The 24,631-nt window shown below is 41.1% G+C and carries 17 protein-coding genes; 2 read left to right on the top strand and 15 right to left on the bottom strand.

The window, feature by feature from the left end; translation table 11 throughout:
• Positions 1-22: 22 nt before the first annotated feature.
• The 6 genes from N7U62_RS02810 to N7U62_RS02785 form a co-directional block, all read right to left on the bottom strand.
• Positions 23-664 carry a tetratricopeptide repeat protein gene (locus N7U62_RS02810; protein WP_264136358.1) on the bottom strand — a complete coding sequence of 214 codons (642 nt, stop codon included), beginning with the start codon at positions 662-664 and terminating at the stop codon, positions 23-25.
• A gap of 7 nt (positions 665-671) precedes the next feature.
• Entirely contained in the window at positions 672-1,088 is a 417-nt protein-coding gene (locus N7U62_RS02805; RefSeq protein WP_264136357.1) for a DUF2141 domain-containing protein, read from the bottom strand.
• A 22-nt stretch (positions 1,089-1,110) separates the two neighbouring features.
• A complete protein-coding gene (locus tag N7U62_RS02800) occupies positions 1,111-3,270 on the bottom strand; it encodes a TonB-dependent receptor (protein ID WP_264136356.1) in 2,160 nt (719 codons plus the stop codon).
• A gap of 168 nt (positions 3,271-3,438) precedes the next feature.
• Positions 3,439-4,476 (bottom strand): hypothetical protein, encoded by a 1,038-nt coding sequence (locus N7U62_RS02795; protein WP_264136355.1) that lies wholly within the window; start codon positions 4,474-4,476, stop codon positions 3,439-3,441.
• Positions 4,477-4,639: 163 nt separating this feature from the next.
• Positions 4,640-5,674 (bottom strand): hypothetical protein, encoded by a 1,035-nt coding sequence (locus N7U62_RS02790; protein ID WP_264136354.1) that lies wholly within the window; start codon positions 5,672-5,674, stop codon positions 4,640-4,642.
• Between the two features lie 67 nt (positions 5,675-5,741).
• Positions 5,742-6,773 (bottom strand): hypothetical protein, encoded by a 1,032-nt coding sequence (locus N7U62_RS02785; RefSeq protein WP_264136353.1) that lies wholly within the window; start codon positions 6,771-6,773, stop codon positions 5,742-5,744.
• A gap of 199 nt (positions 6,774-6,972) precedes the next feature.
• Here N7U62_RS02785 and N7U62_RS02780 point away from each other — a divergent pair, with 199 nt between their 5' ends.
• Both N7U62_RS02780 and N7U62_RS02775 read left to right on the top strand, forming a co-directional pair.
• Positions 6,973-8,769: an acyl-CoA dehydrogenase FadE gene (locus tag N7U62_RS02780; protein WP_264136352.1), complete on the top strand. Its 1,797-nt coding sequence runs from the start codon at positions 6,973-6,975 to the stop codon at positions 8,767-8,769.
• Positions 8,770-8,910: 141 nt separating this feature from the next.
• The gene (locus N7U62_RS02775; protein ID WP_264136351.1) at positions 8,911-9,768 is read left to right on the top strand and encodes an endonuclease/exonuclease/phosphatase family protein; all 858 of its coding nucleotides are present in this window, start codon (positions 8,911-8,913) and stop codon (positions 9,766-9,768) included.
• 47 nt (positions 9,769-9,815) lie between these two features.
• On the opposite strand, the gene N7U62_RS02770 is transcribed toward N7U62_RS02775, so the two are convergent.
• From N7U62_RS02770 to N7U62_RS02730, 9 genes are all read right to left on the bottom strand, one after another.
• The gene (locus N7U62_RS02770) at positions 9,816-10,508 is read right to left on the bottom strand and encodes a hypothetical protein (protein WP_264136350.1); all 693 of its coding nucleotides are present in this window, start codon (positions 10,506-10,508) and stop codon (positions 9,816-9,818) included.
• Between the two features lie 176 nt (positions 10,509-10,684).
• The gene (locus N7U62_RS02765; protein ID WP_264136349.1) at positions 10,685-12,127 is read right to left on the bottom strand and encodes a TolC family protein; all 1,443 of its coding nucleotides are present in this window, start codon (positions 12,125-12,127) and stop codon (positions 10,685-10,687) included.
• Positions 12,128-12,134: 7 nt separating this feature from the next.
• Complete coding sequence (locus N7U62_RS02760; protein ID WP_264136348.1) at positions 12,135-15,371, bottom strand: efflux RND transporter permease subunit; 3,237 nt, start codon at positions 15,369-15,371, stop codon at positions 12,135-12,137.
• Positions 15,372-15,397: 26 nt separating this feature from the next.
• Complete coding sequence (locus N7U62_RS02755; protein ID WP_264136347.1) at positions 15,398-16,519, bottom strand: efflux RND transporter periplasmic adaptor subunit; 1,122 nt, start codon at positions 16,517-16,519, stop codon at positions 15,398-15,400.
• 138 nt (positions 16,520-16,657) lie between these two features.
• Entirely contained in the window at positions 16,658-16,996 is a 339-nt protein-coding gene (locus N7U62_RS02750; RefSeq protein ID WP_264136346.1) for a hypothetical protein, read from the bottom strand.
• 238 nt (positions 16,997-17,234) lie between these two features.
• Positions 17,235-20,954, bottom strand: coding sequence for a DUF5689 domain-containing protein (locus N7U62_RS02745; RefSeq protein WP_264136345.1), 3,720 nt, complete (start codon positions 20,952-20,954; stop codon positions 17,235-17,237).
• A gap of 215 nt (positions 20,955-21,169) precedes the next feature.
• Complete coding sequence (locus N7U62_RS02740) at positions 21,170-22,303, bottom strand: serine hydrolase domain-containing protein (protein WP_264136344.1); 1,134 nt, start codon at positions 22,301-22,303, stop codon at positions 21,170-21,172.
• 659 nt (positions 22,304-22,962) lie between these two features.
• Positions 22,963-23,637 carry a globin family protein gene (locus N7U62_RS02735; RefSeq protein ID WP_264136343.1) on the bottom strand — a complete coding sequence of 225 codons (675 nt, stop codon included), beginning with the start codon at positions 23,635-23,637 and terminating at the stop codon, positions 22,963-22,965.
• 492 nt (positions 23,638-24,129) lie between these two features.
• Positions 24,130-24,627 carry a hypothetical protein gene (locus N7U62_RS02730; RefSeq protein ID WP_264136342.1) on the bottom strand — a complete coding sequence of 166 codons (498 nt, stop codon included), beginning with the start codon at positions 24,625-24,627 and terminating at the stop codon, positions 24,130-24,132.
• Positions 24,628-24,631: the final 4 nt, after the last annotated feature.

Below are 24,631 nucleotides of genomic sequence, written 5' to 3'. Positions count from 1 at the left end.
TCGAGACGGTCATTTTTTTGGTTTATTCAGTGGGACTGCACTGGCTGGTCCATCTTTCGATTCCATACATTCCCCAACTTGGTGCCACAGGATCTTCATCCGATTGCTTTTCAAATAGATCAATTGAACTCATGATCATCTGACAAGCTTCATCCGTTGACTGACCGAAGAACTGAGCTGAGCCCATTTGCATCTGTCCCATGAACAAAACCGCTCGTGGGTTTTCTGGATTCAGTTTAAGGGCTTTCCCATAGAGCTGATAAATTTTCGGAGACAAGCTTTGACCTCTGGTACCTGGATCTACCTCGATTTTCAGCATGTACACGAAACCTTGAAGTGCTACGATTTCGGAATTGTCCTGACTTAGGTTTTCAGCCAAAGTTAACTTTTCAAGCGCTGCATCTAGTACTGCATCCTTGGTTTTGAGATCAGCGGTCTGAAAGGATTTAAAAACCTGACACAAACTGGCGTAGTAATATGGCGTCCATTTGTCCTTTTCTGCCTCCGCAATTCGTGTAAAGGTATGAGTCAATTGATCCAAATCTGAGCTCTGTGAAGTCCAAATTTTATTGATATTGCTGGTCATCGCTTTTTCGAACTGACCTTCGCCAGCAAAAGCATGAATTGAAACTATAGTAAATAGGGTTGCTATTAGCGTTTTCATAGTGGTATTAGTTTAAAGTAATTGATATGGTTTTGTCTTGATTCATTTCGATGCTGGAGTCCTCAAATGTCGGAGGCCCAAAAGATCCGGTGGCGTCATTGGAGAAACCGAAGGGTTCAGAAGGGATACCAAACACCATAGTATCCAACTCTTCATTGTCATTTTCATCATGAAACACACTGACCGCATATTTCCCCTGGGCTACTCCACTGAATACGAGCTTTGCCACCTCTTTTTCTTTAGCCTCTCCTGCTACATAGACGCCTTCTTTCAAAAATGTCCCTTCTGAGTCATAGAGGCCTGCCCGCACTTTTCCGTCCGATGTTTGGACATTCTGCACCAAGATGGTGAGTTCAAAATCTTGAGCTTTTACTTCATTCCTAAAACTCAAAAGGCCTAGCCAAAAGATGATTAAATATTTCATTTGTCTACTTATTAAGTTGTTTTTATAATTTATCTAATTGATTGTATTGTTTGTCTTTGGACAGTGAAATAAAGAGCCCAACAAAAAAGAATCGTTTGGCCTGTTGTCCTATGGGACGGGCATCCATCACCCCGTCAGTCCCAGGTTGATTTTCAAATTCATACCCAAACACATTGTCTCTTCCCAGCAAATTACTTGCTGAAGCGTAAAGAATGATGTTTTGTCGATACAGATAAGCAAAATTGAAGCTAAGATCAGAATAAAACTTGGTTCGCTGTCCATTGAAAACATCATCATTGGGATCATTATAAGGCCTGCCATTATTGAAATTCCAACTGGCACCCACCTGTGTTCTCAGCACAGGAATAAAGTGCTTGTACACCACTGACACATTGTGCATGGCAGTAAAGTCTGGCCTGGCCTGATCAGGATAATTCTCAAACTTACGTTTGCTATCAATAAAGGAATAAGAAATCCAGTAGTCAGCATTTTTGATCGTTTTAGTGTCTCTGAAGAATAAATCCAAACCTCTGGCATATCCCTTTCCTGAATTGGAAAATGTGGTAGGATTGAATGGATCAGCTGCTGAATAAGTTACCAATTGATCATAGGTCTTGTAATAAACTTCCGACCTAAAAGTAAAGCCCTCAGTGATTCTTTGATAACTCAGAATATAATGATTGGCCTCTTCTGGAGAGATGTACTCATCTCCTATCAGCATCAGTTTGCTCTGCGGCAATTGGTGGAATTTTCCAAAGGCAGCAGACAATTGAGAATATTCTCCAGTCTTATAAGCCATCGATACCCTAGGCGACCATTTGGCCTGATCAAAAGCAGAATAGTAAGCATAGCGCAGTCCGGCTCTCACCGTCAAATCATTGGTCAGGTAATAATCCAATTCTGAAAAGCCAGCAGCCAGTGAATTGTCATATTTGGCTTTATATTCTTCCGACGGAGACAGTTCAGTATCTTCCGACACACCTTGATAGATCCATTCGCCACCTACTTTAACAGACAATTGATTGACATCTGTAGTGAAATAACTTTTGCCATGGACACTTTGAGTGCTTTGCATGATGTCTATGGAGTTAAAATCTGTAGTCTCATCATACTTACCATAAGATAGCCCAGCATAGGCCATAGAATGATCACCGATGGGTTTCTTGTAGGTGGCATTCAGATAAGCATTTCGGTTACTTGATGCCATATCATTCCCCCCTGGGTTGTTAATACTCGGTATCACCGCATGAAAATCGCTCTGATCGTAGCTGGCAAACACCTTTAGCATGTCCTTGCCTTTGATTCGTTGACGATACATCATGGTTCCATTGATAGAGGTAGGACCATCCTTCCATTCATACTGCTGATCGACCAAATTCATATATGGATCCAGGTTGGTGTATTGCACCTTGCCATATAGCGATGCTTCGTCCCATCGCTGTGTATGGGCCACATCTCCGCCTATGGTCATGACGCCTATATCGGTCAGTGTCTCTTCTGCCAGGTCCAACGAATTGAGTGACAAAACAGAGGACAATGCCTGACCATACTCTGCTGAATAACCTCCGGTACTAAAAAAAGTCCCTTTGAACAAGAATGGATCGAAACGACTTCTGCTTGGAACATTGTTTGCCGTCGTAGAGTAGAAATTGTTCACCCAGATACCATCGACAAAGGCCTGGGTTTCATTCGCCGTACCTCCTCTGACAAACAGGCGTCCAGTTTCTCCATTGGTTGTAGTACCAGGCAGCATATTGAGTACTCCTGGGATATCCGCAGCAGCACCGGCAGTCATCGCTATATCCAGTGGTTTCAGGATGGTAGACTTCTTCTCATCGCTCGCCTCAAAGCTCCCCGCTGTGATAGTGACGCCTGATAAGCGATTGACTTCCTCTCTTAGTTGTATCTGAAAAGTCAAATCACCATTAAGATTGATTGTGGATTCATATGCTCTGAAACCAATAGAACTGGCGATCAGCGTTTGCTCCCCTGATTCGGAAGTACTAAAACTGAATCGCCCTTCAAGATCGGTGGTAGCACCATCATAAGAGTCCTTGATGTAAACATTGACTCCCGGAAGAGCCTCTCCCTGGGTGTCTGTCACCCGTCCGGAAACGTGAGCCGCCATTAGCTCAGTCCCAAGCAAAAAGGTGATAAGAATGATTAGTGTAGATTGAGTCATTTGATTTTTTGTTTTGATGACTCAAACATCGGCCAGGAAGCCAAATAAAAATAAGAAGAAGCAGTGAACCGTCAGATCAACTATATGAATTGTAGATTATCTAAAATGGATCGGGCACAAAAAAACCGAAGAGGACTGCCCTTCGGTTTCACTGCATTTATTTGAGATTTATTTCTTCTCAAAATACATCTTGAAAATTTCATCAGGATATTCATCTCCTACCTGTGTAAGCACCAATAGTCCGTCTTCCAATGCAATCGACCCTTCAATTGCTACATTTTCTGTTTTCTCTACACCTTCAAAAGAGAACTCATACTCAAGCGCCAGGACAATACTACCATTACTATCATCATAGGACCATACCCCATTTAAATCAAATGCTGTGGTTTCTTCAAGATATGAAGGAGAGCAATTAGAATTTTCTTCATCTAAATAAATATCTATCATTTCTGCTTTATACCTAAGACCTCCATTTTTAGAATATGTCACATGTAAGAATTTATCTTCATAAGATTCTGTTATTTCGACTTCTATTATTTCATCATTACATGGAATAGTGGTTCCGTACGTATATTCATCAGGAACACCAAAATAATATTCATAAGTCATCCCGTCATAGTGATCAACGTATTTAATTGCATTCCATTCACCTACCAAAAAGTCCCCATTCTTTCCTCCTGGCTCCACAATTTCAATACATCTACTTACTACATTACTTACTCTGTTTTCTGAGTCATAAACACAATAATTGACGCAAATTTCACCTGAGGTTAATGCTTCTGGAATTGGAATAACCAAAGCAAAATCCTCTTGAGTTTGTAGTAAACGTGACATATAATGTTTGTCAGAAACTTCAAAGGATTGATTTAACGTTGTCTTTGGAATATCCAAATAACCATCAGCCCCTTCAATCTGAAAATATAAACCTGCTACATCTCCCTGGGACAAATCTACCGAGTAATTCATATTACCCCCAGCTCCGACTTTTGCCAGCTCGTCATATTCATATTCCCAGAGTTTTGGTGCATTTTGATCTTCACTTGGCAAAGGTGGCATTCCCTCTATGAAAACCGCACCCTCCACTTCTAATGCAGCAATGACAGCATTCGGATCAGAAGAATCAATAAGATCTACCCCATCGTTATCGTCACATGAATAAAAAAAAAGCCCCAATAGGAGCATCGTAATAAATCTAGTTGATTTCATTTTTATTTATTTGGTTGATAAAAGAGTAAATATAATTGGATTATCCAGAGTGACCAATCAATGCCATTATTGAAGAGCTTTTAATAGTTGTGTTCTACAAAACACAAAAAAACCGAAGAGGACTGCCCTTCGGTTTTCATAATAAAAATTATATCAGTATCAATTATCTTTTGACAAAGTAAATGGCATAAGATTCGTCTGGATAATCTTCGTCATATTGAGTAAAGACCAATTGCCCATCGATCAATTCAATACTACCTTCTATTGCATCATTTTCAGTGTATTCCACACCATCTTCCAGATAAGTGATTTCGAAAGCCATTACTATTGAGTTGTCACTATCCTGGTATGCCCAAACACCTGTTCCACTCTCTATATCTTCTTCCGAAAAGTATACTGCTTCACAATTCGAGTTATCATAATCTAAATATGTATAAGAATATTTATTTTCAAACTCAACTCCTCCATTGCTAGCAAAAGTCAAATAAAGATATTCCTCGAGATCTTTTTCCATAGCCGTAATGGAAGTATAATCTCCGTTGCATGCTATCGTAGTTTCATATTCATAGATATATTCTACGCCTATCTCTTCCACTTCAGTTTGACCATCATAGGTTTCTACGAATTTGATTGCTTTCCACTGCCCAATCAGGAAGTCACTATTTGCCCCTCCTGGCTCTACGATCTCGATACATACCGTGACGATATTACTCACTCGATTTTCCTCATCATATACACAGTAGTCCGCACAAATTTCACCAGATTTCAAAGACTCCGGGATTGGGATTACTAAGTCGTAATCTTCATTGACTCCAAGCATTCTTGATTTTCTATCATGGTCTGAAACTGCTCTGGCTCCTACTAGGCTTGTCAAAGGTATGTCTAAGTATGAACTTGCACCCTCAAACTGAAGATAAACACCTGCAATGCTCCCATTGCTGAGATCCAGATCTAGAGAAACATTACCGCCTGCACCCACTATGGCATTATCCGAATCGTCAAACAAAGCTGGTGCAGCTGGATCACTACTAGGTGCTGGTGGGGTCCCATTTACAACTGTCGAGCCTGCTATATCAATGGCATTCGTTACTGCATCTGCATCTGATGCATCAATTTCCTCTCCTCCCTCATTGCCATCATCACAAGAATAAAATAGCACTAGAGCAGTAAACAATAGGTATTTCCCATATTTCATCATATCTATTAAATGTTAGGTTAAACAATAAATACTAAACATGAATTTCAAATCATTATTATTAAAAGCTTCATTTTTTCTTAAAATGAATCGAATAATAACTCTCCCTATCCAGGATACTGTATTGGGTAAATATTAAAACTCCATCTTCTACTATCATCTCTCCTCTGATCGCCTGATTATCCAAAGATTCTACCCCTTCATAGTAATAGGTCACCTCCAATGCCATGACAAACTCATTGGTCTCAGCATCAAAAGTCCAAACACCACCTGCATCATCCACTCTTTGATTATTGACATAAACCAACTCATCACAAGTAGAATTGGTATAGTCCAAAGAGGTGATGTTTCTTTCATTCTCTAAAGTGAGTCCCCCATCCTTAGAAATATTCAAATGGAGATAGTTCTCAGTATAGGATTCGTTAATCTCCAGATCGACATAGGCATCATAGCAATAGGCCTGCAGGGTAAAATCATTGGCATAGGTTTCACCAATGATGCTCTCCTCTATAACACCGTTTTGCTTTTGTACATATTTCAAACCCGACCATTCTCCAATTAGGAACTCACTGTTTTTCCCTCCTGGTTCCACTACCTTGATACACAGCGAAACAACATTACTCACCAGCCCATTCGCATCATATACCGAATATTCCACACAAAACTCTCCTTCACTTAGTTTGCTCGGAATGGGTAAGATCAATGCGTAATCTTCCTTAGTGGCAAGAGCACGAGATTGACTTTGATGATCTGGGCTAACCTTGGTACCATTTAGACTGCCTACAGGAATATCCCAATAACTATCCGCACCAATGACCTGTAGATACACACCAGAAATAATGTAATCAAAAGCATACAACTCAATACCTGCATTACCACCGGCGCCTACTGTAAAATCCTTACTGTAATTATACAGTACGGGGGCCGCTAACTCATTGGAGGGGGCAGGAGGACTTCCTGAATATCTAGTGGCACCCTCCATTTTCAAAGAAAGAGACACCGCATCAGGATTGCTGCTGTCTATCATAGAGTCTCCTCCTCCATCGCAAGCAATTATGAAAAGGTAAACAATAAGGTAAGAAAGGGAAATAAGCTTCTTCATAACTGCTATTTTTAAAAGGGTGAGTTCTTTAAATATACTTCATTATATCCCTATTTCTATCTTAACAGTCCATTTTATAAAAAGGATGAAAATCTTTTACACTTTATTATGCATGCATACTATATTTTTATATATTTACTCTACATATTATGCATGCATAACACTTTTAGAATAAAATAACTTTAAGCTGTAGAAGACTATGGAAGCCCAAACACTCAAAAGATCTATTAAAGGAGGAGAATTCCTCATCAAGGAAACGGAAGCACAAGATATATTCATTCCTTCAGAATTTACCGAAGAACAAAAAATGATGGCGCAAGCCACCAAAGATTTTATCGAAAAGGAGATTCAACCGATCAGAGATAAAATCGAAAAACAAGAAGGCAATACAGTGCCCGACCTTATGACCAAAGCCGGTGAATTAGGTCTATTAGGGGTTTCAATCCCTGAAGAATATGGTGGACTCGGTATGAATTTTAATACCTCCATGCTAATCGCTGACATCATTGGTGAGACAGGATCTTTTTCTACCACCTATGGTGCCCATACAGGTATCGGTACGCTGCCTATTTTATACTATGGTAACGAAGAGCAAAAGAAAAAATATTTACCCCTTATCACCTCAGGGGAATGGAAATCATGCTACTGCCTGACTGAGCCAGATGCAGGATCGGACGCTAATTCAGGAAAAACCAAAGCAACATTGACTGAAGATGGCAAACACTATTTAATCAATGGCCAGAAAATGTGGATTTCCAATGCCGGTTTTGCTGATCTCTTCATCGTATTTGCTAAAATCGAGGACGACAAAAAACTCACCGCATTCATCGTTGAGAAGTCATTTGGTGGCATCACCATGAATGACGAAGAGGTGAAACTGGGGATTAAAGGTTCTTCTACCAGACAAGTATTTTTCAACGACTGCAAGGTCCCTGTGGAGAATATGCTATCTGAAAGAGAGAACGGTTTTAAAATCGCGGTAAACATCCTGAATATTGGCCGTATCAAATTGGGAGCGGGTGTATTAGGTGGTTGTAAAGAGACTATCAACTATGCCGTCAACTATGCCAATGAAAGAAAGCAGTTCAATACTCCTATTTCCAGCTTTGGAGCCATCAAACACAAATTAGCTGAAATGGCCATTCAGACCTGGGTAGTAGAGGCAGCCTCTTATCGTGCAGGACAGAATATCGATGATTGCATCGAAGATCTTATCGCCAATGGCATGGACGATGGGGAAGCTAAACTGAAAAGCTTTGAGCAATTCTCCATCGAATGTGCGATAGTGAAAATTCTGGGTTCAGAAGCGCTGGATTATGTAGTAGATCAGGGTGTTCAGATCTATGGCGGTATGGGCTTCTCTGAAGATGCGCCAATGGCAAGAGCGTATAGAGATGCCAGAATCACCAGAATATACGAAGGCACTAACGAAATCAACAGAATGCTCATGGTCGGCATGATCCTAAAAAGAGCTATGAAAGGGGAATTGAACATCATGGAACCTGCCATGGCTGTTTCTAAGGAGCTGACTTCAGTACCTTCATTTGACATGCCAGATCTATCTAAGCCCTTTGCGGAAGAGAAAGAAGTATTGAAACGATTGAAAAAGGCCGTACTGATGGTAGCTGGTAAAGCAGCTCAAACCTTTGGACCAGCCTTTGAACATGAGCAGGAAATCATGATGGACGCCGCGGATATGATGATCCAAATCTATGCAGCAGAATCAGCTGTGTTGCGAGCAGAAAAGCTCGTTGGCCTGACAGGTGAAGAAGCCAACAAACTGCAAGTGAATGCTGCCAAGGTTTATTTGTACGAAGCAGCAGAAAAAGTAAACAAAGCCGGCAAAGATGCCATTGCATCATTTACCACGGGTGACGAACAAAAAGTCATGCTGATGGGATTGAAGCGATTTACCAAATCAAATCCAGTTAATGTAAAGGAATTGAGAAGGGAAATCGCCGACCAAATGATCGCCCAAAACAAATACACTCTTTGATTAAACATTTAGAAATCACTTAACCCGATATTTGATTGTTTGGTTTATTAGCCTCTCGTGTCCAGTATACGAGGGGCTTTTTATTTGCCTTTTGGATTCACATGTGGAACATATAGCTTTAAAGTCAAACACAGGTCCGACATGAAAAAATTATCCTGCATTACTCTTTTCCTTTTAGCCATTATGCTATTGGTCAGGTTTCATTCAGTAGCTCAAAATCGAGCCATGACCTATAACATTCGATACGCCACCACCAACGACCAAGAAAATCAATGGGACAATAGAAAAGCTGAGTTATGTGAATTATTGAACTATTATCGACCTGGCTTCATCGGACTGCAAGAATCCCTACCCATACAAAACGAATATATCGACGAGCAACTACCCAGTTACAAATACATTGGATTTGGAAGAGAAGGTGAAGGAAGCAACAGCGAATCGGCTCCCATATTCTATGATTCGACTTTGTACCAGCTCCTAGATCAAGAAGTCTTTTGGCTCTCCCCTACACCCAGTCAAATTTCTATTGGATGGGATGCCAGCTATAAACGCGTAGCGACCATAGGGATTTTTAGAGACTTGAATAGTCGCGACACTCTATTTGTGATCAACACCCATTTCGACCATATGGGGCAAATAGCACGTGAAAAATCAGCCTCCCTCCTCCTGACTAAAATACAAGCATTGAAGACCGAAAGTAAAAGTTTGATACTGATGGGAGATTTTAATAGTCTGCCTTCAGACACGCCCATTCAAATATTGACTCAGAAACTGGAAGATACCTATACCTCCTCGCTTTCTAAACCCTATGGACCAGTGGGCACATTCAATGGTTTTGACAGCCAACTCATTCCTAGTCAAAGGATTGATTACATCTTTGGCAAAAACCTGAAGGTATTAAGCTATAGAGCGGTTAATGACAAAAGATCCAATGGCCTCTGTATTTCAGATCATTTGCCTGTTTTGATTGAATGGGAGCAATCACAAAAGTTAAAATAAACTCATTGCCACCTTCCCTTGCTAGAGCAACTTGATTAGACGATGATTTAGATTTCTTGAAGTTCAACCTTCATTTCATTTATCTGAATACTCTGATTCAACCTTAAGTGAACCTTCTTATTCAAATCATCCAGAGTGTAGATTGAAAACTTTTGACCGCTATTAGTTTTGCCTATTATGTTATGAGTCGTTGCTGAATCCTGATAACTATAATAGCTAAGTTCTTCAGATTTGAAAAGCCCATAACAATAAGATGATTTATTCTCATTACTTAAAAATTGGATCAATAAATTAAAATCATAAAATCGTATTTCATCAGGACATTTTACTACGGCAGGAAATTTACTTTCTACTGAAAAGTCTTCAAATATGATATTCGAACTAGAATAACCTATAAATTCTTTAATGACCTTTAGGGTCTCCGCAGAATCAATATTCGTAACTAAGTATTTTGTTCCTGATGCAAAATCAAATTTTAAATTCTTATTTGATTTGTAAGGTTCTTCAGAAAAATTCTCACCTTCTTCATGATCGTAAATTTCAAATTTTGAAGTAACCTCAATTAATCTTCCAACCATCCAAATCGGGAAGAATATCCATGATCGTATACTTGTAGCCTCTGGTCTAAAAAGATTAAAAAATCCTCTAACCACATCCTTAGGATACTTGACTATTGTCATTAATCCTGCTAAGAGCAAGCCAACAACTAAAACCTCAATGGTCAATGAAAATGTTTCCAATCTATATCTACTCTTTGAACCTTATCTGACTTTATTCAAAGCTCAAATTATCTATAGTCTGACTCATCAACAACTCAAGTTAGAAGAAAAGCCCCATACCGAAATAATAATATCTCAATACAGGGCTCGTAGCAAGTGGATAAAAGGATCTTTAACCCGAATAGTTTATACAGGAATTATTCTCTGTACTGGTTCCAACCTCCACCAAGTGCTTGATAGATATTGATCCAGGCATGCATCTGTTGCATTTTAGTTTCTAACAGTTCGAATCTGGCATCCAAGGCCTCTCGCTGTGTCAGTAGTACCTCCATGTAGTCTGCTCGCGTATTGGTAAACAGGTAATTAGAGATTTCTACCGATTGATTTAGTACTTCAACTTGTTCCGCTTTCAAATTGTAGCGCTGCTCCAGATTGCCAATCTTTGAAACCATATTGGCCACCTCGATGTAGGCATTCAAAATCGTCTGTTCATAGTTGTAGACTGCTTGAACTTGCTGAGCATTGGCATTGTAGTACTGCGCTTTGATCGCCTTTCTATTCAGCAATGGAGCCGTCAGATCGCCTAATACAGAGTACGCCAATGACTCAGGAGATTTCACAAAATACTCCGGATTGAAGGCCTGAAAACCCACACCTGCAGTGATGGCCAAAGAAGGATAAAATCTGGCCTTTGCCACTTTAACATCCAACTTTGATGCTGCTAACTGCATCTCTGCTTCACGAATATCGGGTCTCATCTGAAGCAACTGGGAAGGAATCCCTGTCTGCACAGACTTGGGTCTAAAACTCGCAAAGGTCTCAGGATTTCTCTCCACTGGCTGAGGATACCTTCCTACTAAGAAATTGATTTTGTTTTCCGTTTCGATGATTTCCTGACGAATGCCGTACTGAAGTCCCTTAGTATTGAGAACCTGTGCCTCGAATCTTCGAACAGCCAGCTCTGTTACTCGAGCCGCCTGTTTTTGCAGCTTCACGATTTCCAGTGCATTGCTCTGAATCTCAATGTTCTGCTCTACGATAGCCAGTTCGTTATCAAGTGCCAACAATTCATAGTAAGAACTCGCAATCTCAGCTATCAACTGAGTCACCATGAAGTTTTTGCCATCAACAGAAGACAAATACCTGCGATAAGCAGACTTCTTGGCATTGCGAAGTTTTTTCCAAATATCTATTTCCCAGGTTGCGTAGGCACCTACACCCATTTCGCCTAAGGGCTCAGGAAACTCCTTTCCCGGAGCGATATCAGTATTGGCCTCTACCGCCCCATCTCGGGTGTAGTGTCCCACTTTTTCGACTCCTCCGCCAGCACCTAGCCCCACGGAAGGCAAGTATTCCCCTTTTCTAGCCATCACTTCATTGCCAGAGATGATCATTTCCTGCAGCATGATGTTCAGCTCCTGATTGTTGCTCAAAGCTGTATCTATCAATGCCACCAAATAGGGATCGGCGAAATACTCTTTCCAATTCATCTGAGCCACATTGGTTGTGTCCAGATCCTCACTGAACTGATCAGGCATAGAGACATCCTCTGTCTTAGTGACCAACTCTGGGGTACAGGAATATATGGCAGTGGTCATTGCGACCAATACCATCATTCTGAATATATATTTACTCAACATTTCTCTTCTATTTTTTGGTGTCATCATCATGAGATTCTAAGCGATTCTTAGCGCGCTCTCTCAAATACCTATCTTGTTCTTCCATGGTATGAACATATTCTTCAGTGAATGGCTGACTTTGCTCATCCTTGATCATGCTCTTACCTTCTACCATCTTACCAAAGATGTAATACAGACCTGGGATGATAATTACCCCGAAAACGGTACCCAACAACATACCTCCCAGGGCAGAAGAACCAATGGTCTTGTTGCCCACAGCGCCAGCACCATGTGAAATAACCAGGGGAATCAGCCCCGCAATGAATGCGAATGAAGTCATCAAAATCGGTCTAAAACGCACCTTAGCACCTTCAATCGCTGCCTCCAGAACAGTAGCTCCCTGCGCATGTTTCTGGACAGCAAACTCGACAATCAGCACTGCGTTTTTACCCAGCAGCCCCACCAACATGATCAGTCCTACCTGTGCATAAACATCATTGGCGAGTCCCATCATCTTCAGCATCACAAACGAACCAAAAATCCCCATCGGAAGTGAGAGAATCACAGCCAGAGGTAGCAAGAAGCTCTCATACTGTCCAGCTAAAACCAGATAAACGAATATGATTACGATAATGAAGATAAAAAGCGCTTCATTCCCCCTGCGAGATTGGTCATATGACAAATCCTCAAAGGCTACATCATAGCCCCTGGGCAAGGTAGCAGCTGCTACTTCGCGTATCGCTTCGATCGCATCACCTGTGGTGTAACCTTTGGCCGGCAGTCCTCGGATGGAAGCAGAATTGTAGAGGTTGAAACGCGTAATCTCATTGGGTCCCTGACGTTTTTCCAACTTCATGAATGCAGAGTAGGGCACCATCTCACCATGTTCATTTTTCACAAAATACTCATCCAGATCTGAAGGATAACGTCTGTAATCCGGGTGACCCTGAACGTGTACTTTGAAGAATCTACCGAAACGAATAAAGCCCTGCTCATAAGTACTACCAATCAAAATATTAAGATTTTCCATGGCTGCATCAATAGAAACCCCTTTTTGCATGGCGATCTTGTTATCAATGATCATCTCATACTGAGGGTAGTTAGCCGCGAAGAAGGTGAACAGACCAGTAAGTTCCGGTCGTTCTTTCAGGGCATCCATAAAGACCGTATTGATTCTGTCAAATTCCTGATAGTCTGTGGAATTGGTCTTATCCAACATTCTCATAGAGAATCCACCCGATGTTCCAAATCCAGGTACAGCTGGTGGTTCGAAAAACTCGATAATGGCTCCCAGGTTTCTAGTTTCCTCTTCCAGTTCTTCCATGACCTCATGAACAGAGTGCTCACGGTCAGACCAGTTTTTCAAATTGATCAAACAGGTACCTGCATTCGATCCACGTCCCTCTGTCATGATCTCATATCCAGCCAAGGCGGAAACAGACTCAATGCCTTCAATTTTCTCAGCAATCTGCTGTAATTCATGAGCCACCTTGTTGGTTCTCTCAAGTGTAGCACCCGGAGGCGTCTGAATAATGGCATAAATGGTCCCCTGATCTTCGTTAGGGATGAATCCTGAAGACAGATGACTATTCTGGATATAAATCCCCGCAGCAAAAGCCGCCAACACTCCCCAGGTCACCACCTTTCGATTTACTATCTTCTTGAGCAGGCTCACATAGCCACCCGTTAGTTTTTCAAAACCCCTGTTGAAGCCATCCAACATTTTGGTCATGATATTCTGCTTCTTCTTTTTGCCATGGTCATTTTTCAACAACATGGCGCAAAGCACTGGAGTCAAAGTCAAGGCTACAATTGCAGATAGGATAATCGCACTCGCCATGGTAATACCAAACTGGCGATAGAATGTCCCTACCGGGCCTGGCATGAAAGTAATCGGTAAGAATACAGACACCATCACCAGCGTAATCGCGATAATCGCACCACTGATTTCTCCCATCACTTCTCTTACTGCATTGTAAGGAGACAGATTTTTCTCCTCCATCTTCGCGTGAACAGCCTCCACTACGACAATCGCATCATCCACCACAATACCAATGGCCAATACCAGGGCAAAAAGCGTGATCAGGTTGATGGACAGCCCAAAGATCTGAAGGATGAAAAACGCACCAATCAAGGATACTGGCACTGCGATAATAGGAATCAAAGTAGACCTCCAATCTCCCAGGAAGATAAATACTACCAGCGCTACCAAAATAAAGGCGTCTCTCAAGGTATGAATCACCTGTTCGATCGAGGCATCCAGGAAGTTGGAAACGTCATAACTAATTTTAAAATCCATCCCAGGAGGAAAAGACTCTTTCATAATCTCCAGCTCAGCTTTCACATCTTCGATTACCTTAGAAGCATTACTTCCTACTGTTTGCTTCAATACGATAGAAGCTGATGGATAACCGTCCAGGTTAGAGTAGATATCAAAAAATTCACTTCCCAATTCTACCTCTGCAATATCCCGGAGATAAATGATCTCCCCTTCTTCATTGGCACGAACTATGATCTTTTCATATTGTTCGGGCTTATTGTACCGACCCTGATAGGTCAAAACATACTCCAGCAACTGAGCATCCTTACTGTCTGCTCTACCCAATCGACCGGGACGGGCTATGATACTCTGCTCCATCATCGCCTCCACGGCCTCTTCAGCCGAAATCTTGTAAGCTCTCATACGATCTGGCTTCAACCAAACACGCATGGCAAACTGACGGCTACCCAATATCTGCGCCCTTGCAATTCCGTTGATCCTTTGGATCTCAGGAATCATATTCACATTGGCGTAGTTATATAAGAATTTTTCATCATCATCCGTATTGGTACTGTAGAGGTTGACGTACATCAACATACTAGGCTGAATCGGAGTGATAATCACCCCTTCCCTTTGCACCAATGGAGGCAGTAAAGGCAACACCTGATCTACCCGAGTCTTGACCCGGACTACCGCCTGGTTAGGATCCGTACCCGGTTCGAAAATCACTCTGATGGTCGCCTCACCAGCACTGGTTGCATCCGAGGATATGTAGCGCATCCCCTGCACCCCATTGATAGCCTGCTCTAGAGGAATCAAAGTGGAATTGACCAATACCTCAGCACTGGATCCTGGAAATGCAATGAAAATATTCACAGTAGTTGGCGCGATCTGCGGAAACTGCGAAATCGGTAAAGTCTTAATCGCAAGCACCCCCGTAAACAGAAGCACAATAGATATAATGATGGCCAATACTGGCCGATGTATTATTCTACTAAAAAACATGATTGATTCGTTTTAGAAGTGATGAATTACTCAGAGTATAGTTCTAGTTCAGAAAGAACCTTGACTGGGTCTATAAAATCAACCCCGATTTTATCACCGTCCTTCACTTTGCGCAGACCTTCTAAAAGAATCTTATCATTTTCTGTCAACCCTGCTTTCACTTCATAGAGATGAGGCAGCTCTGCTCCCACCACAATCTGCTTCGAATGAAGCACATGGTCATCTCCCAAAACGAATACATATTTTTTATCCAAAATCTCAAAAGTGGCCTTCTGAGGAATCAACAAAGCATCCTTCAATGGAGCCTCTACCAGGATATTACCTGTTTCGCCATGTCGAAGCAAACCTTTAGGGTTTGGAAATGTGGCTCTAAAAGCAATATTCCCTGTTTCGTTGTTAAAATCAGCCTCTATGGTATTCACTTCTCCCTCATGTGAGAAAAGCTTGTTGTTGGCCATCATTAATTTCACTCTCAAGGCTGAGTCTTCACTTACCTTGATTTTATAATCCAGATACTCGGCCTCCGGCACATTGAAATACACCCACATTTCGTGGTTATCTGACAGAGTAGTTAGTAACTCCCCTTCATCTACAAGGCTACCGAGTCTAACATGCAAGTGGTCCATGATACCGTCAAATGGCGCTCGAACTTTGGTAAAATCTAAATGAACAGCAGCCAAAGACAATTCCGCTTTGGCCTTGTCCAGATTGGCTTCAGCCAGTGCTAGTTCATTCGGCGACACGACATTGTTCTCTGCCAGTTTCTTGGTGTTTCTATATTCGATTTCTGCATAATGCGCCTCAGCTTCTGCTTTTTCCAATTCTGCCTGATATAGTCTCGGCATGATCTGAAACATGAGCTGGCCCTTTTTTACGAATTGTCCCTCATCCACATAAATCTTTTCCAGATAACCTCTTTCCAAAGCTCTTAGGTCTATGTGCTGGGATGAGTGGATCTGACATACATACTCCCGGGTAGTAAGCGTGTCTCTTTTGATAGGGCTGGTTACAGCGTACTTCGATTCAAGTTCATGGTGCTCAGCTTTATGTTCACAGCCAGAGCCGAATATGAGGGTACTCAAACTTAAGAGTACAAGTAGTTGATACAAGGAAGCCTTCCTTGCATTTCTTATTTCTATGATAGTCATTGATTTCTTATTTAATGTCCACGAAAGCACTATTGGGGATAACCAACAGATGATTCTTGCCTAGATTCGTTTTAGGCAAAGAATAGGCTTAAACAGGCCCCGCTGATTCCAGTGGGACCCTTTGCAATAAATAAGAAACTAACAATGAATCTTCAGCCGCCGCTGTAGCAGGAATAATTTGGGAGCGGAACTTTTTACACTTGGGCAAAAGGAATTGCCGTGTCTTAGATATCCAGTAAAAAACAGAAGCTGCTCTGCCGGAGGATAGTTGACCTCTGACCAGCCAAACAAGACCGGATCGTGTTTGCTTTTGAGATGTACCCCTTCTCGAAGCTCTTCTTCGGATTCCTTCTCCTTTTCAGTCTCTAGTTCTGCGACTATCTTGTCGTCATCTATGAATAATTCAATCCATAGATAATCCGTCACCGCAAAGGTGAGGATCAAGGAGAAGACGATATGAAGGAAGTTTCTTTTCAAGATGGAATTATCCAAATTATACAATTCAAAGTTTAACATTTAAAACACACAATCAAATTTTCAGTGTACTTTTTTTACACTACCCCCTCTCTAATGTGGCTTTTCAACTTATCGATTGTACTATTCTAACAACAACACAAAACACAGATCACAATATTTTCAGAACAGAACAGGAAAGTACAAAAAAAACCGGCCAATATGTAGCTACATATTGGCCGGTTTCACCATTCAAATCCTTTTACTTTTTAATAAGTGTCTGCCTTCTTTCTATTGATCCGGTATCTCTATTGATCAACTGTAGGAAATAAAAACCACGTGGGATTCCAGTCAATTGAAGCGAAAGGTGGTTCATTCCAGTAGATATCTCATACACTTGACTGTGCACCACCATACCACAAAAATCGGTAATCAAAACCTCCATTTGAAAATCTCTATTTGCACTAACTCTAACATTGAAATCTGAGTAAAATGGATTCGGATAAGTGTCTACTTTTTCGATATATGGAAGATTGTCTGGACCACAACTACCTAACGAGGCTCCTCGCTCCAGCATCCGTTCAGCCACATGGCTGGGTACACAGAGGTCATTGCCTCTCCAGCAGATACTGACTTTGTCATCTCTCCTACCACAGGTTACATCTTCTACGTACACTGTGAGACTATCCGTCAGTACCTGACCGCTATTGTCACTGATCTGTACACTGTATGTTGTAGTCACTGATGGAGCTACATTGATCTCTGCATGTGTCTCTCCAGTACTCCATAGGTAGCTGTAAGGTTCCACACCTCCACTGGGCGTCACTGAAAGTTTTCCACTTGATAGTGGTTCATAGCCATAGTAAAGCGCCGTATCTCCTGCTAGCTCCATCTCTATTGGCTCCACTATATCGAACCTCACCCGAACCGGCAGGTGATCCGATGTGGTGCCCGAATAGTTGTCTACCAGCCCAAAAGGAATAATCGTGGTTTCTGACCCCTCAATCAGATCCGAAATAAGCTCGTTCGAGATCATAATGTGATCGATCATATTGTCAGCAAATAAGTAAGACCTAAAACCTGCTTCGCTCAAGCTTAAAGTTGGAGCCTGATAAGCGGCGGTATCCTGCAACAAAACCTCATAGCTAGATACACCTCCACCAATGGATTCGTCCAGGTCATCGTTGTAATCTCCGAGAATGATCACACTTTCACTTCCATACATGGCGTCCAACGTATCTTTTAGGACTGCCACATCATAAGCCCTTCGAGCCAAATCGTTAGAACCAGCACCAGACTTAGCATGTATATTCACTAGATTGATTTCTTTGGTCGCTCCCATGGCAGATACCTGAGCTGTGAGCATATAAGGCAGTCGCCCACTCGACCAAAACGAAGATGCCCCATTCGATCCAGGATGATCATCCAAATCATTGATTACCCCCGTTCTAGCATCGGTATAGAACTGATCAAAAATCACACGATCCGATATGTAATCCACTGTGGTAGTATCGTAGAGGTAGCACAACTTTTGCGCAGGGAAGGGATCGCCAGGATTCGGTTCCTCAAAAGAGTAAGAATAGACCTGCGAGCATACATAATTATAAGAACCTAAAGCCGTCGCTACTGAATCGAGCAAACTTTCTTCTGACACCTCTTGTACCGCGATGATATCAGCATGCAGGTTTTCAAGGATCGTGATGGCATTTTGCATCTGCAGTGCTACATCACTTGGACCGTAGTTGGCTATTTCTGACCCAAAAAACTCCATGTTCCAGGTGGCAATATCCACCGTGTTTTCAAAAGGAATATCTGATCCAGCAGGCTCGTAGGCTTCCGCATCCGGCATATCCGGGATAAATCGAGGCAAAAGCTGCAAGGTAGATTGGTACCTTCCCAAAACACCTGTGATGGTAGTGGTTCCTGCCGGAATCATTCGGCCTACCAGATCGACATCCGCATCGATTCTGACCTGCGCACTGCCCGTGGCATCAGATATATCATAGTTAGAATTAGGATAGAGCAGACCGCCTGACTGTGCAAAGGTGGCATTTTGGATTGTGATGAGCTGACCCTCGTAGTTGGCTAGCTGGTCGATGGTCACTGTATCTGGAGAGACACTTTGCTGTCCGACTAGCACCACAGTATCGACATTGACCAATTGAATCTGATTGCTAAAAGTACCAATCTCTGCAGTGATCCATAGTTGATCTCCGATATCGAACAAACCTTCTCCATGGACCGAGAAATCGAATAGTGCGATTCCTGCTGTCGAATCCTGCAAATAAGCTGGGCCACCGAATTGATCAGTAGCAGTGAGAGTCGCCAGCAGTACTACTTCCTCTCCTACAGCCATAGCTCGTGCCTGAGCGACAGTGACCGTATCCGAATCCGGGACTGGTGGCTCTATCACCCCACCAAAGCTTTGATCTGTATTGATCGCATCGAAGGTGCTCTCCATAGCCTCCGCCCAGACAAAGTCTGTATAACTATTGCCCGTGCCTGTCAACTGAAGGGAATATCCTACCGGAGTAGAACCGGTTTCACTCACACCTATATCAGTGCTGCTCATGCCATCGGCAGGACCGCCTACCGCTACAAAAGAACCTTCATAACTTAAAAACTGTAGTACAGAATCTACCGAAGTAACTAAGGCTACACCATCGGGCGAACCATTTTGTATCCCACTGATTGCAAAACTCAGGGTTCCATAGCCATTGTCCTGATCAGGTAAAATACCTGAGAGTGCAGTAGTCTTGTAGACCGAACCGCCATTGCCATTGTAAAGTACCAGTGAATACTCACTTAGGTCAGTACCTGCTGTACCTGCTACTTCTATGGCTTCTCCCGTATCAGAACTGGCATTGTCATAGTGTAGCTCATTAATAAATACTACAGGAATAGGAGACACAAAGGTCTGACCGGTATTGATCGCATCGTAAGTAGCCGCCATGGGATCGACCCAAATAAAATCATCGGCTTCAGAGCCTGTTCCCGTCTTCTGGAGGGAGAAGCCTGCGGCAGTCCCGCTGCTTTCGACTACCCCTATGTCCGTGCTATTCATACCGTCAGCGGGACCTCCCAATGCCACGAATGAGCCTTCGTAACTTAGAAACTCTATGACATTGTCATCGGCATCTACCAAAGCGATACCGTCTGGTGAGCCATTTTGCAATCCACTGATAGGAAAGAACGCCGTACCAAAACCCGCTTGCTGATCCGAAAAGCTACCAGTCAGCGTCACAGTTGAGTAGCTACTGCCTCCATTGCCATTGTAAAGTACCAGCCTGAAAGCAAACAAGTCTAATCCAGCAGTACCTGCTACTTCTACCCCTTCGCCGGTATCCGCGCCGCTGTTGTCATAGTGGATCTCATTGATAAAGATGGTTCCGTCAGTGACTACTACCACCGTATCGCCAGGATTGCCTATGGTATCAGGAACACCACCGAAAGATTGGGCAGCATTGATAGCATTGTAAGTCTCTGCCGCTTCAGTCGCCCAGCTAAAATCCGAATAGGTACTACCCGTACCACTCAGTTGAAGTGAGAAACCTACAGGAGTAGAGCCACTTTCGGTCACAGCGATGTCTGTACTCGTCATGCCATCAGCAGGGCCGCCTACTGCAGTGAAGGTGCCTTCATAGCTCAAAAACTGTATGACGGTACCCGATTGCACCAATGCTACCCCGTCAGGGGAGCCGTTTTGAAGGCCAGTAATCGCAAAAAAAGCGGTACCAAAGCCATTGTCCTGATTGGGTAAAGTACCAGATAGAGAAATGGTTTGGTAAGAAGACCCGCCATTGCCATTGTAGGCCACTAGCGAGTAACTACTCAGATCGGTTCCGGCCGGGCCGGCAACTTCCACACCCTCTCCTGTATCGGAGCTGGCATTGTCATAATGGATTTCGTTGATAAATACAGTCTGGGCATAAGTAGCCAGACTCATCACAAGGGATAAGATTGTTAGGATGGATGATTTCATAAAAATTAGATGGATTAAAATTAATTATCACCAAAAATAAAGGAGTATTTGACTAATCCTAATCCTGGCTTGTTACCTTTTGGTAAAGAGATGCTTAACTCAGAATCATATTGTTAGCAATTACCGTTCCTATTGGCTAATTCATGGTATACTTTGCAATCAACTAGCAGAGAGGTAGCCTGGCATTTTCAACAATTGATTTGGGCTAGTATTTTTCACTTTGTTGTAGCTAATTTCTCTATTATACTATCTACAGTATTGTTTAAGAGACCATGAATAGATGGGCCAGATTGATTAGTGGCAACAAAGACTCCGATGCCTTCGTCAGGTATTATGGTTAACCAACTTGAAGTCCCAAATGCTCCTCCATTTTGAAATATTTTATTTGGTTGATTTTTATTTTTAAAAATCTGCCAAAACATTCCATTATCGTAATCATCCCAAAGTCCAAGCAATTCTTGATGGGACTTTTGTACCACAACATTGTCTTGGTCTAGTTGGAAGGCCACATATTTCATCATATCACTAAGCGTGGATTTAATCCCTCCTTCAGCACTCATGTCTTTATTCGTAAAAAAGGGCATCCTAATATTATTTTCATTATACCCTTGAGCCAAATTCTCGGTATCATCGTCAGTCAAAGTTATTTTGGTACTTTGCATTTTTAATGGCAGAAATATGACCTCTTTTAAAAGATCTTCATAACGCTTGTTATAAATGTTTTCTAAACAATAACCTAACAAATTGGCTCCAGCATTTGAGTAACTAAATTTAGTCCCAGGTACTGTGTCAATCTTTACCTTATTTAATTCATTAAAAAATGCATCTCTCGTAAAATCTTTCTGAAGCTCATTAATAACATATGGTAATTGATTGCGATCTGGATTTTTGAAAATCCCAGGTTTGTTTGGTAACATATTTGGAATACCACTTCTATGAGTCACTAAATGACGAAAAGTAATTGGGCTATTTTCGAACTCTAAATTTGGAAAATCATCTTTTAGAACAATTCTGATATCATCGTCTAAATTGATTTTTTGATCAACTATTGCTTGTGCAAGTAATGTTCCAGTAAATGTTTTTGTAAGTGATGCAATTTCGTAGATTGTTTCTTCAGTTGGTTTGTCATTCAAACCTTTTGTTAACTCCCCTTGATGGAATTCATACGTTTCCCCATTATAAAAAACCCCGATAGAAACTGCATTTATGTCATCATTAGAAAGTAAAGAATCTAGTTCAGATGTTAAAACATCCCTAACATAGTCCGTTTTAGCCACTTTATTCTCACAACTTAATAAGGTAAATACCAAAAACATTGTCGGAATTAATAATCCATTTTTTATCATCATGCTTATACTAGTCTAATTGTAACTAAAGACGACTAAAACTATTATGAGTTGCATATTTCTTTTTAGACTTAGCTGCAAAGATCTACCATAAATCAGCTTCCAAATTCAATTCAACTATAAGCTCGTTTAGTCCATTTATTTAACTACTTACTCACTGAATGGTCTATTTGCTGTTTACCTTTTCTGATTTCTCTAACCTTATGGATTTAGGCTAGCATTTCTTACGCTTTTACCAATCTGATGTCAATTTCTCCATCGACTAATGCCCTTTCTTCTGTTTGCCTAAGTGTTTGGGGATATTTGTTGTTGGAGGCTTATTAATTACTCTTACAAGTTAGAGACAATAACTATTGCTCCGATAATAATAAAAATTGTCAAATAACCGTACCAGGCCCAGACTATCAGTCTATGGAGTTTGATTAACCCAGATATTTGTTTATTCAAAGAAGTCGAATCTACTTGATTGAAGAGTTGAGAAAGTTCGTTAGTAGTATATCCCCATCTTAAACTTGTTTTACGGATGACAAGGTTATTTTTAGATAAAAGTGAATTGCGTTTAATTTGAAAAGTTATGCTAAGAATGATATTAACAATGAAGTAAATAAAAAGAAAAGCAAAAAACCACATATTATAGAATTCTAATTATCAAGATTGGGGATTCACACTGTATGTGTTTTTTTCATCTTTGATCTGATAATAAACCAGAAAGGAATTAGACCTAAATATGCACCTATAAACATAATTAAATGTTGAGGTTCAACAGTACCTAACCCCTTCTCAAATAAAACATATAGCATGAGTAAAAATCCAGCAACTAGAATAAACGAAATCAAATAGTAAGGTATACTTATCAAGCCTTTTTCTTTGAGCATATCCCAGCTGTCCTTGACTTCAGCATTCGAGTGTTCTTTTAAATATTGGATAAACGCATCAGCATCCTTTCTCCAATATTTCGGGGTTGACACATTTATTTTCTTGTGGTTAGAAGTAAAATATTGTAGATGCTCTTTCGCTTCTCCGGGTAAAGCATCAATAACTATCGTATCAATATCAAGGAGATTTACTCGGTCAATAGCTTTAAAATTGAAAAACCACTTCTTAGACCAATGAAATGTCAGAGTTTCACCATCTGTTTTTATGGTCAATTTGCCTGCAGCAAAACAAATAGCGAGTCCATTGATTACCATTATTGAGGCTATTGGAGTAATTATTTTTAATACCGTAGATTCCAGAATTATCGCTAAATATAATCCAGTCAAAATTGACAAAGAGAACAACAAAACAGCTAGTACTGCCCTTCCTTGTTTGACAACTGTTAATTTGAATTGTTGCATAATTGGTTATATCAGCGTCAATAATCGCAACTACTACCAAATGAGTTACAACAAGACACTATTAACGTTTTGTTTTTAAATCTTCTCCCTAATCTAATATCCATCCTACTGAGATACAACTGTGCTTTCATGATTTAGCTCTAGCCTAAGGATTAACTCCAAAGTATCAATGACGTGTTTGTTTTACTTGTTTTCTTGACCTTAGGATCGCTTTAGATCCCAGCCTATCCGGATGGCTGGTCTCCTTCGGTCGAGATGACAGAACTGTTCAGTTCTTTCAATCTCAAATGCTAGCATATACCACAGTTGTTGTATCATTCCGACGCAGGAGGAATCTATGCGAGAAATGCATGTCTCATTTAGGTCAATGACAGCAACAAGTTTCGGTTTAATAAAAAGCGTAGATGAAAATAGTCGATTCAACCCATGTTATTCTTTGTGCGGTTGGGCACCAAAGGTAAGGTCTCGAAAAGACGAGAGGAAATGAAATACTTAAATAGCTTTCCAATCAGGGATGATGTCTTCAAACCTTTCATCATCAATATAGGATACAATATCAGATACTTTATGATGAGCTAATAACAATTCACATTTATGAAAAAATTGCTCTAAAAATGATTCTAAAGAATTGGCGATTACAATTGTTTCCTTCTCACCATAAATATTTTCTCTGTTCACCAATACTCTACCCTCTCCCTTAGTAGTATCCATAATCCCGTATTCTTCATGACCCGAAGTACCTATAATAATCACATCATCTAAAAATAATGTTTCAAGGCCCCTTATTTTAGGGTTTAAAACACCAAGGAAACAATAATCTAAAACGGAAAACCCATTGCTAAACTTCAAAATGGTGGTCAATTCGTCTTTCATGGGGAATTTGGAATGAGATAACCTAGCCTTTATTGCTTGATCACTAGCACCTTGGTATAACTCGACTAAATCAGGATAACCTTTCTTCAAATCCATCAACTTATTCAAAACCTTCATTATC

Origin of the sequence: Reichenbachiella ulvae (assembly GCF_025833875.1) — a bacterium.
GTDB lineage: Bacteria > Bacteroidota > Bacteroidia > Cytophagales > Cyclobacteriaceae > Reichenbachiella > Reichenbachiella ulvae.
This window is presented reverse-complemented; position numbering and strand designations above follow the sequence as displayed.

Bases quoted from the DNA above. Each gene is read 5' to 3' on its own strand.
- N7U62_RS02810 (WP_264136358.1), bottom strand. From the start codon at position 664: ATGAAAACGCTAATAGCAACCCTATTTACTATAGTTTCAATTCATGCT.
- N7U62_RS02805 (WP_264136357.1), bottom strand. From the start codon at position 1,088: ATGAAATATTTAATCATCTTTTGGCTAGGCCTTTTGAGTTTTAGGAAT.
- N7U62_RS02800 (WP_264136356.1), bottom strand. From the start codon at position 3,270: ATGACTCAATCTACACTAATCATTCTTATCACCTTTTTGCTTGGGACT.
- N7U62_RS02795 (WP_264136355.1), bottom strand. From the start codon at position 4,476: ATGAAATCAACTAGATTTATTACGATGCTCCTATTGGGGCTTTTTTTT.
- N7U62_RS02790 (WP_264136354.1), bottom strand. From the start codon at position 5,674: ATGATGAAATATGGGAAATACCTATTGTTTACTGCTCTAGTGCTATTT.
- N7U62_RS02785 (WP_264136353.1), bottom strand. From the start codon at position 6,773: ATGAAGAAGCTTATTTCCCTTTCTTACCTTATTGTTTACCTTTTCATA.
- N7U62_RS02780 (WP_264136352.1), top strand. From the start codon at position 6,973: ATGGAAGCCCAAACACTCAAAAGATCTATTAAAGGAGGAGAATTCCTC.
- N7U62_RS02775 (WP_264136351.1), top strand. From the start codon at position 8,911: ATGAAAAAATTATCCTGCATTACTCTTTTCCTTTTAGCCATTATGCTA.
- N7U62_RS02765 (WP_264136349.1), bottom strand. From the start codon at position 12,127: ATGTTGAGTAAATATATATTCAGAATGATGGTATTGGTCGCAATGACC.
- N7U62_RS02760 (WP_264136348.1), bottom strand. From the start codon at position 15,371: ATGTTTTTTAGTAGAATAATACATCGGCCAGTATTGGCCATCATTATA.
- N7U62_RS02755 (WP_264136347.1), bottom strand. From the start codon at position 16,519: ATGACTATCATAGAAATAAGAAATGCAAGGAAGGCTTCCTTGTATCAA.
- N7U62_RS02745 (WP_264136345.1), bottom strand. From the start codon at position 20,954: ATGAAATCATCCATCCTAACAATCTTATCCCTTGTGATGAGTCTGGCT.
- N7U62_RS02740 (WP_264136344.1), bottom strand. From the start codon at position 22,303: ATGATGATAAAAAATGGATTATTAATTCCGACAATGTTTTTGGTATTT.
- N7U62_RS02735 (WP_264136343.1), bottom strand. From the start codon at position 23,637: ATGCAACAATTCAAATTAACAGTTGTCAAACAAGGAAGGGCAGTACTA.
- N7U62_RS02730 (WP_264136342.1), bottom strand. From the start codon at position 24,627: ATGAAGGTTTTGAATAAGTTGATGGATTTGAAGAAAGGTTATCCTGAT.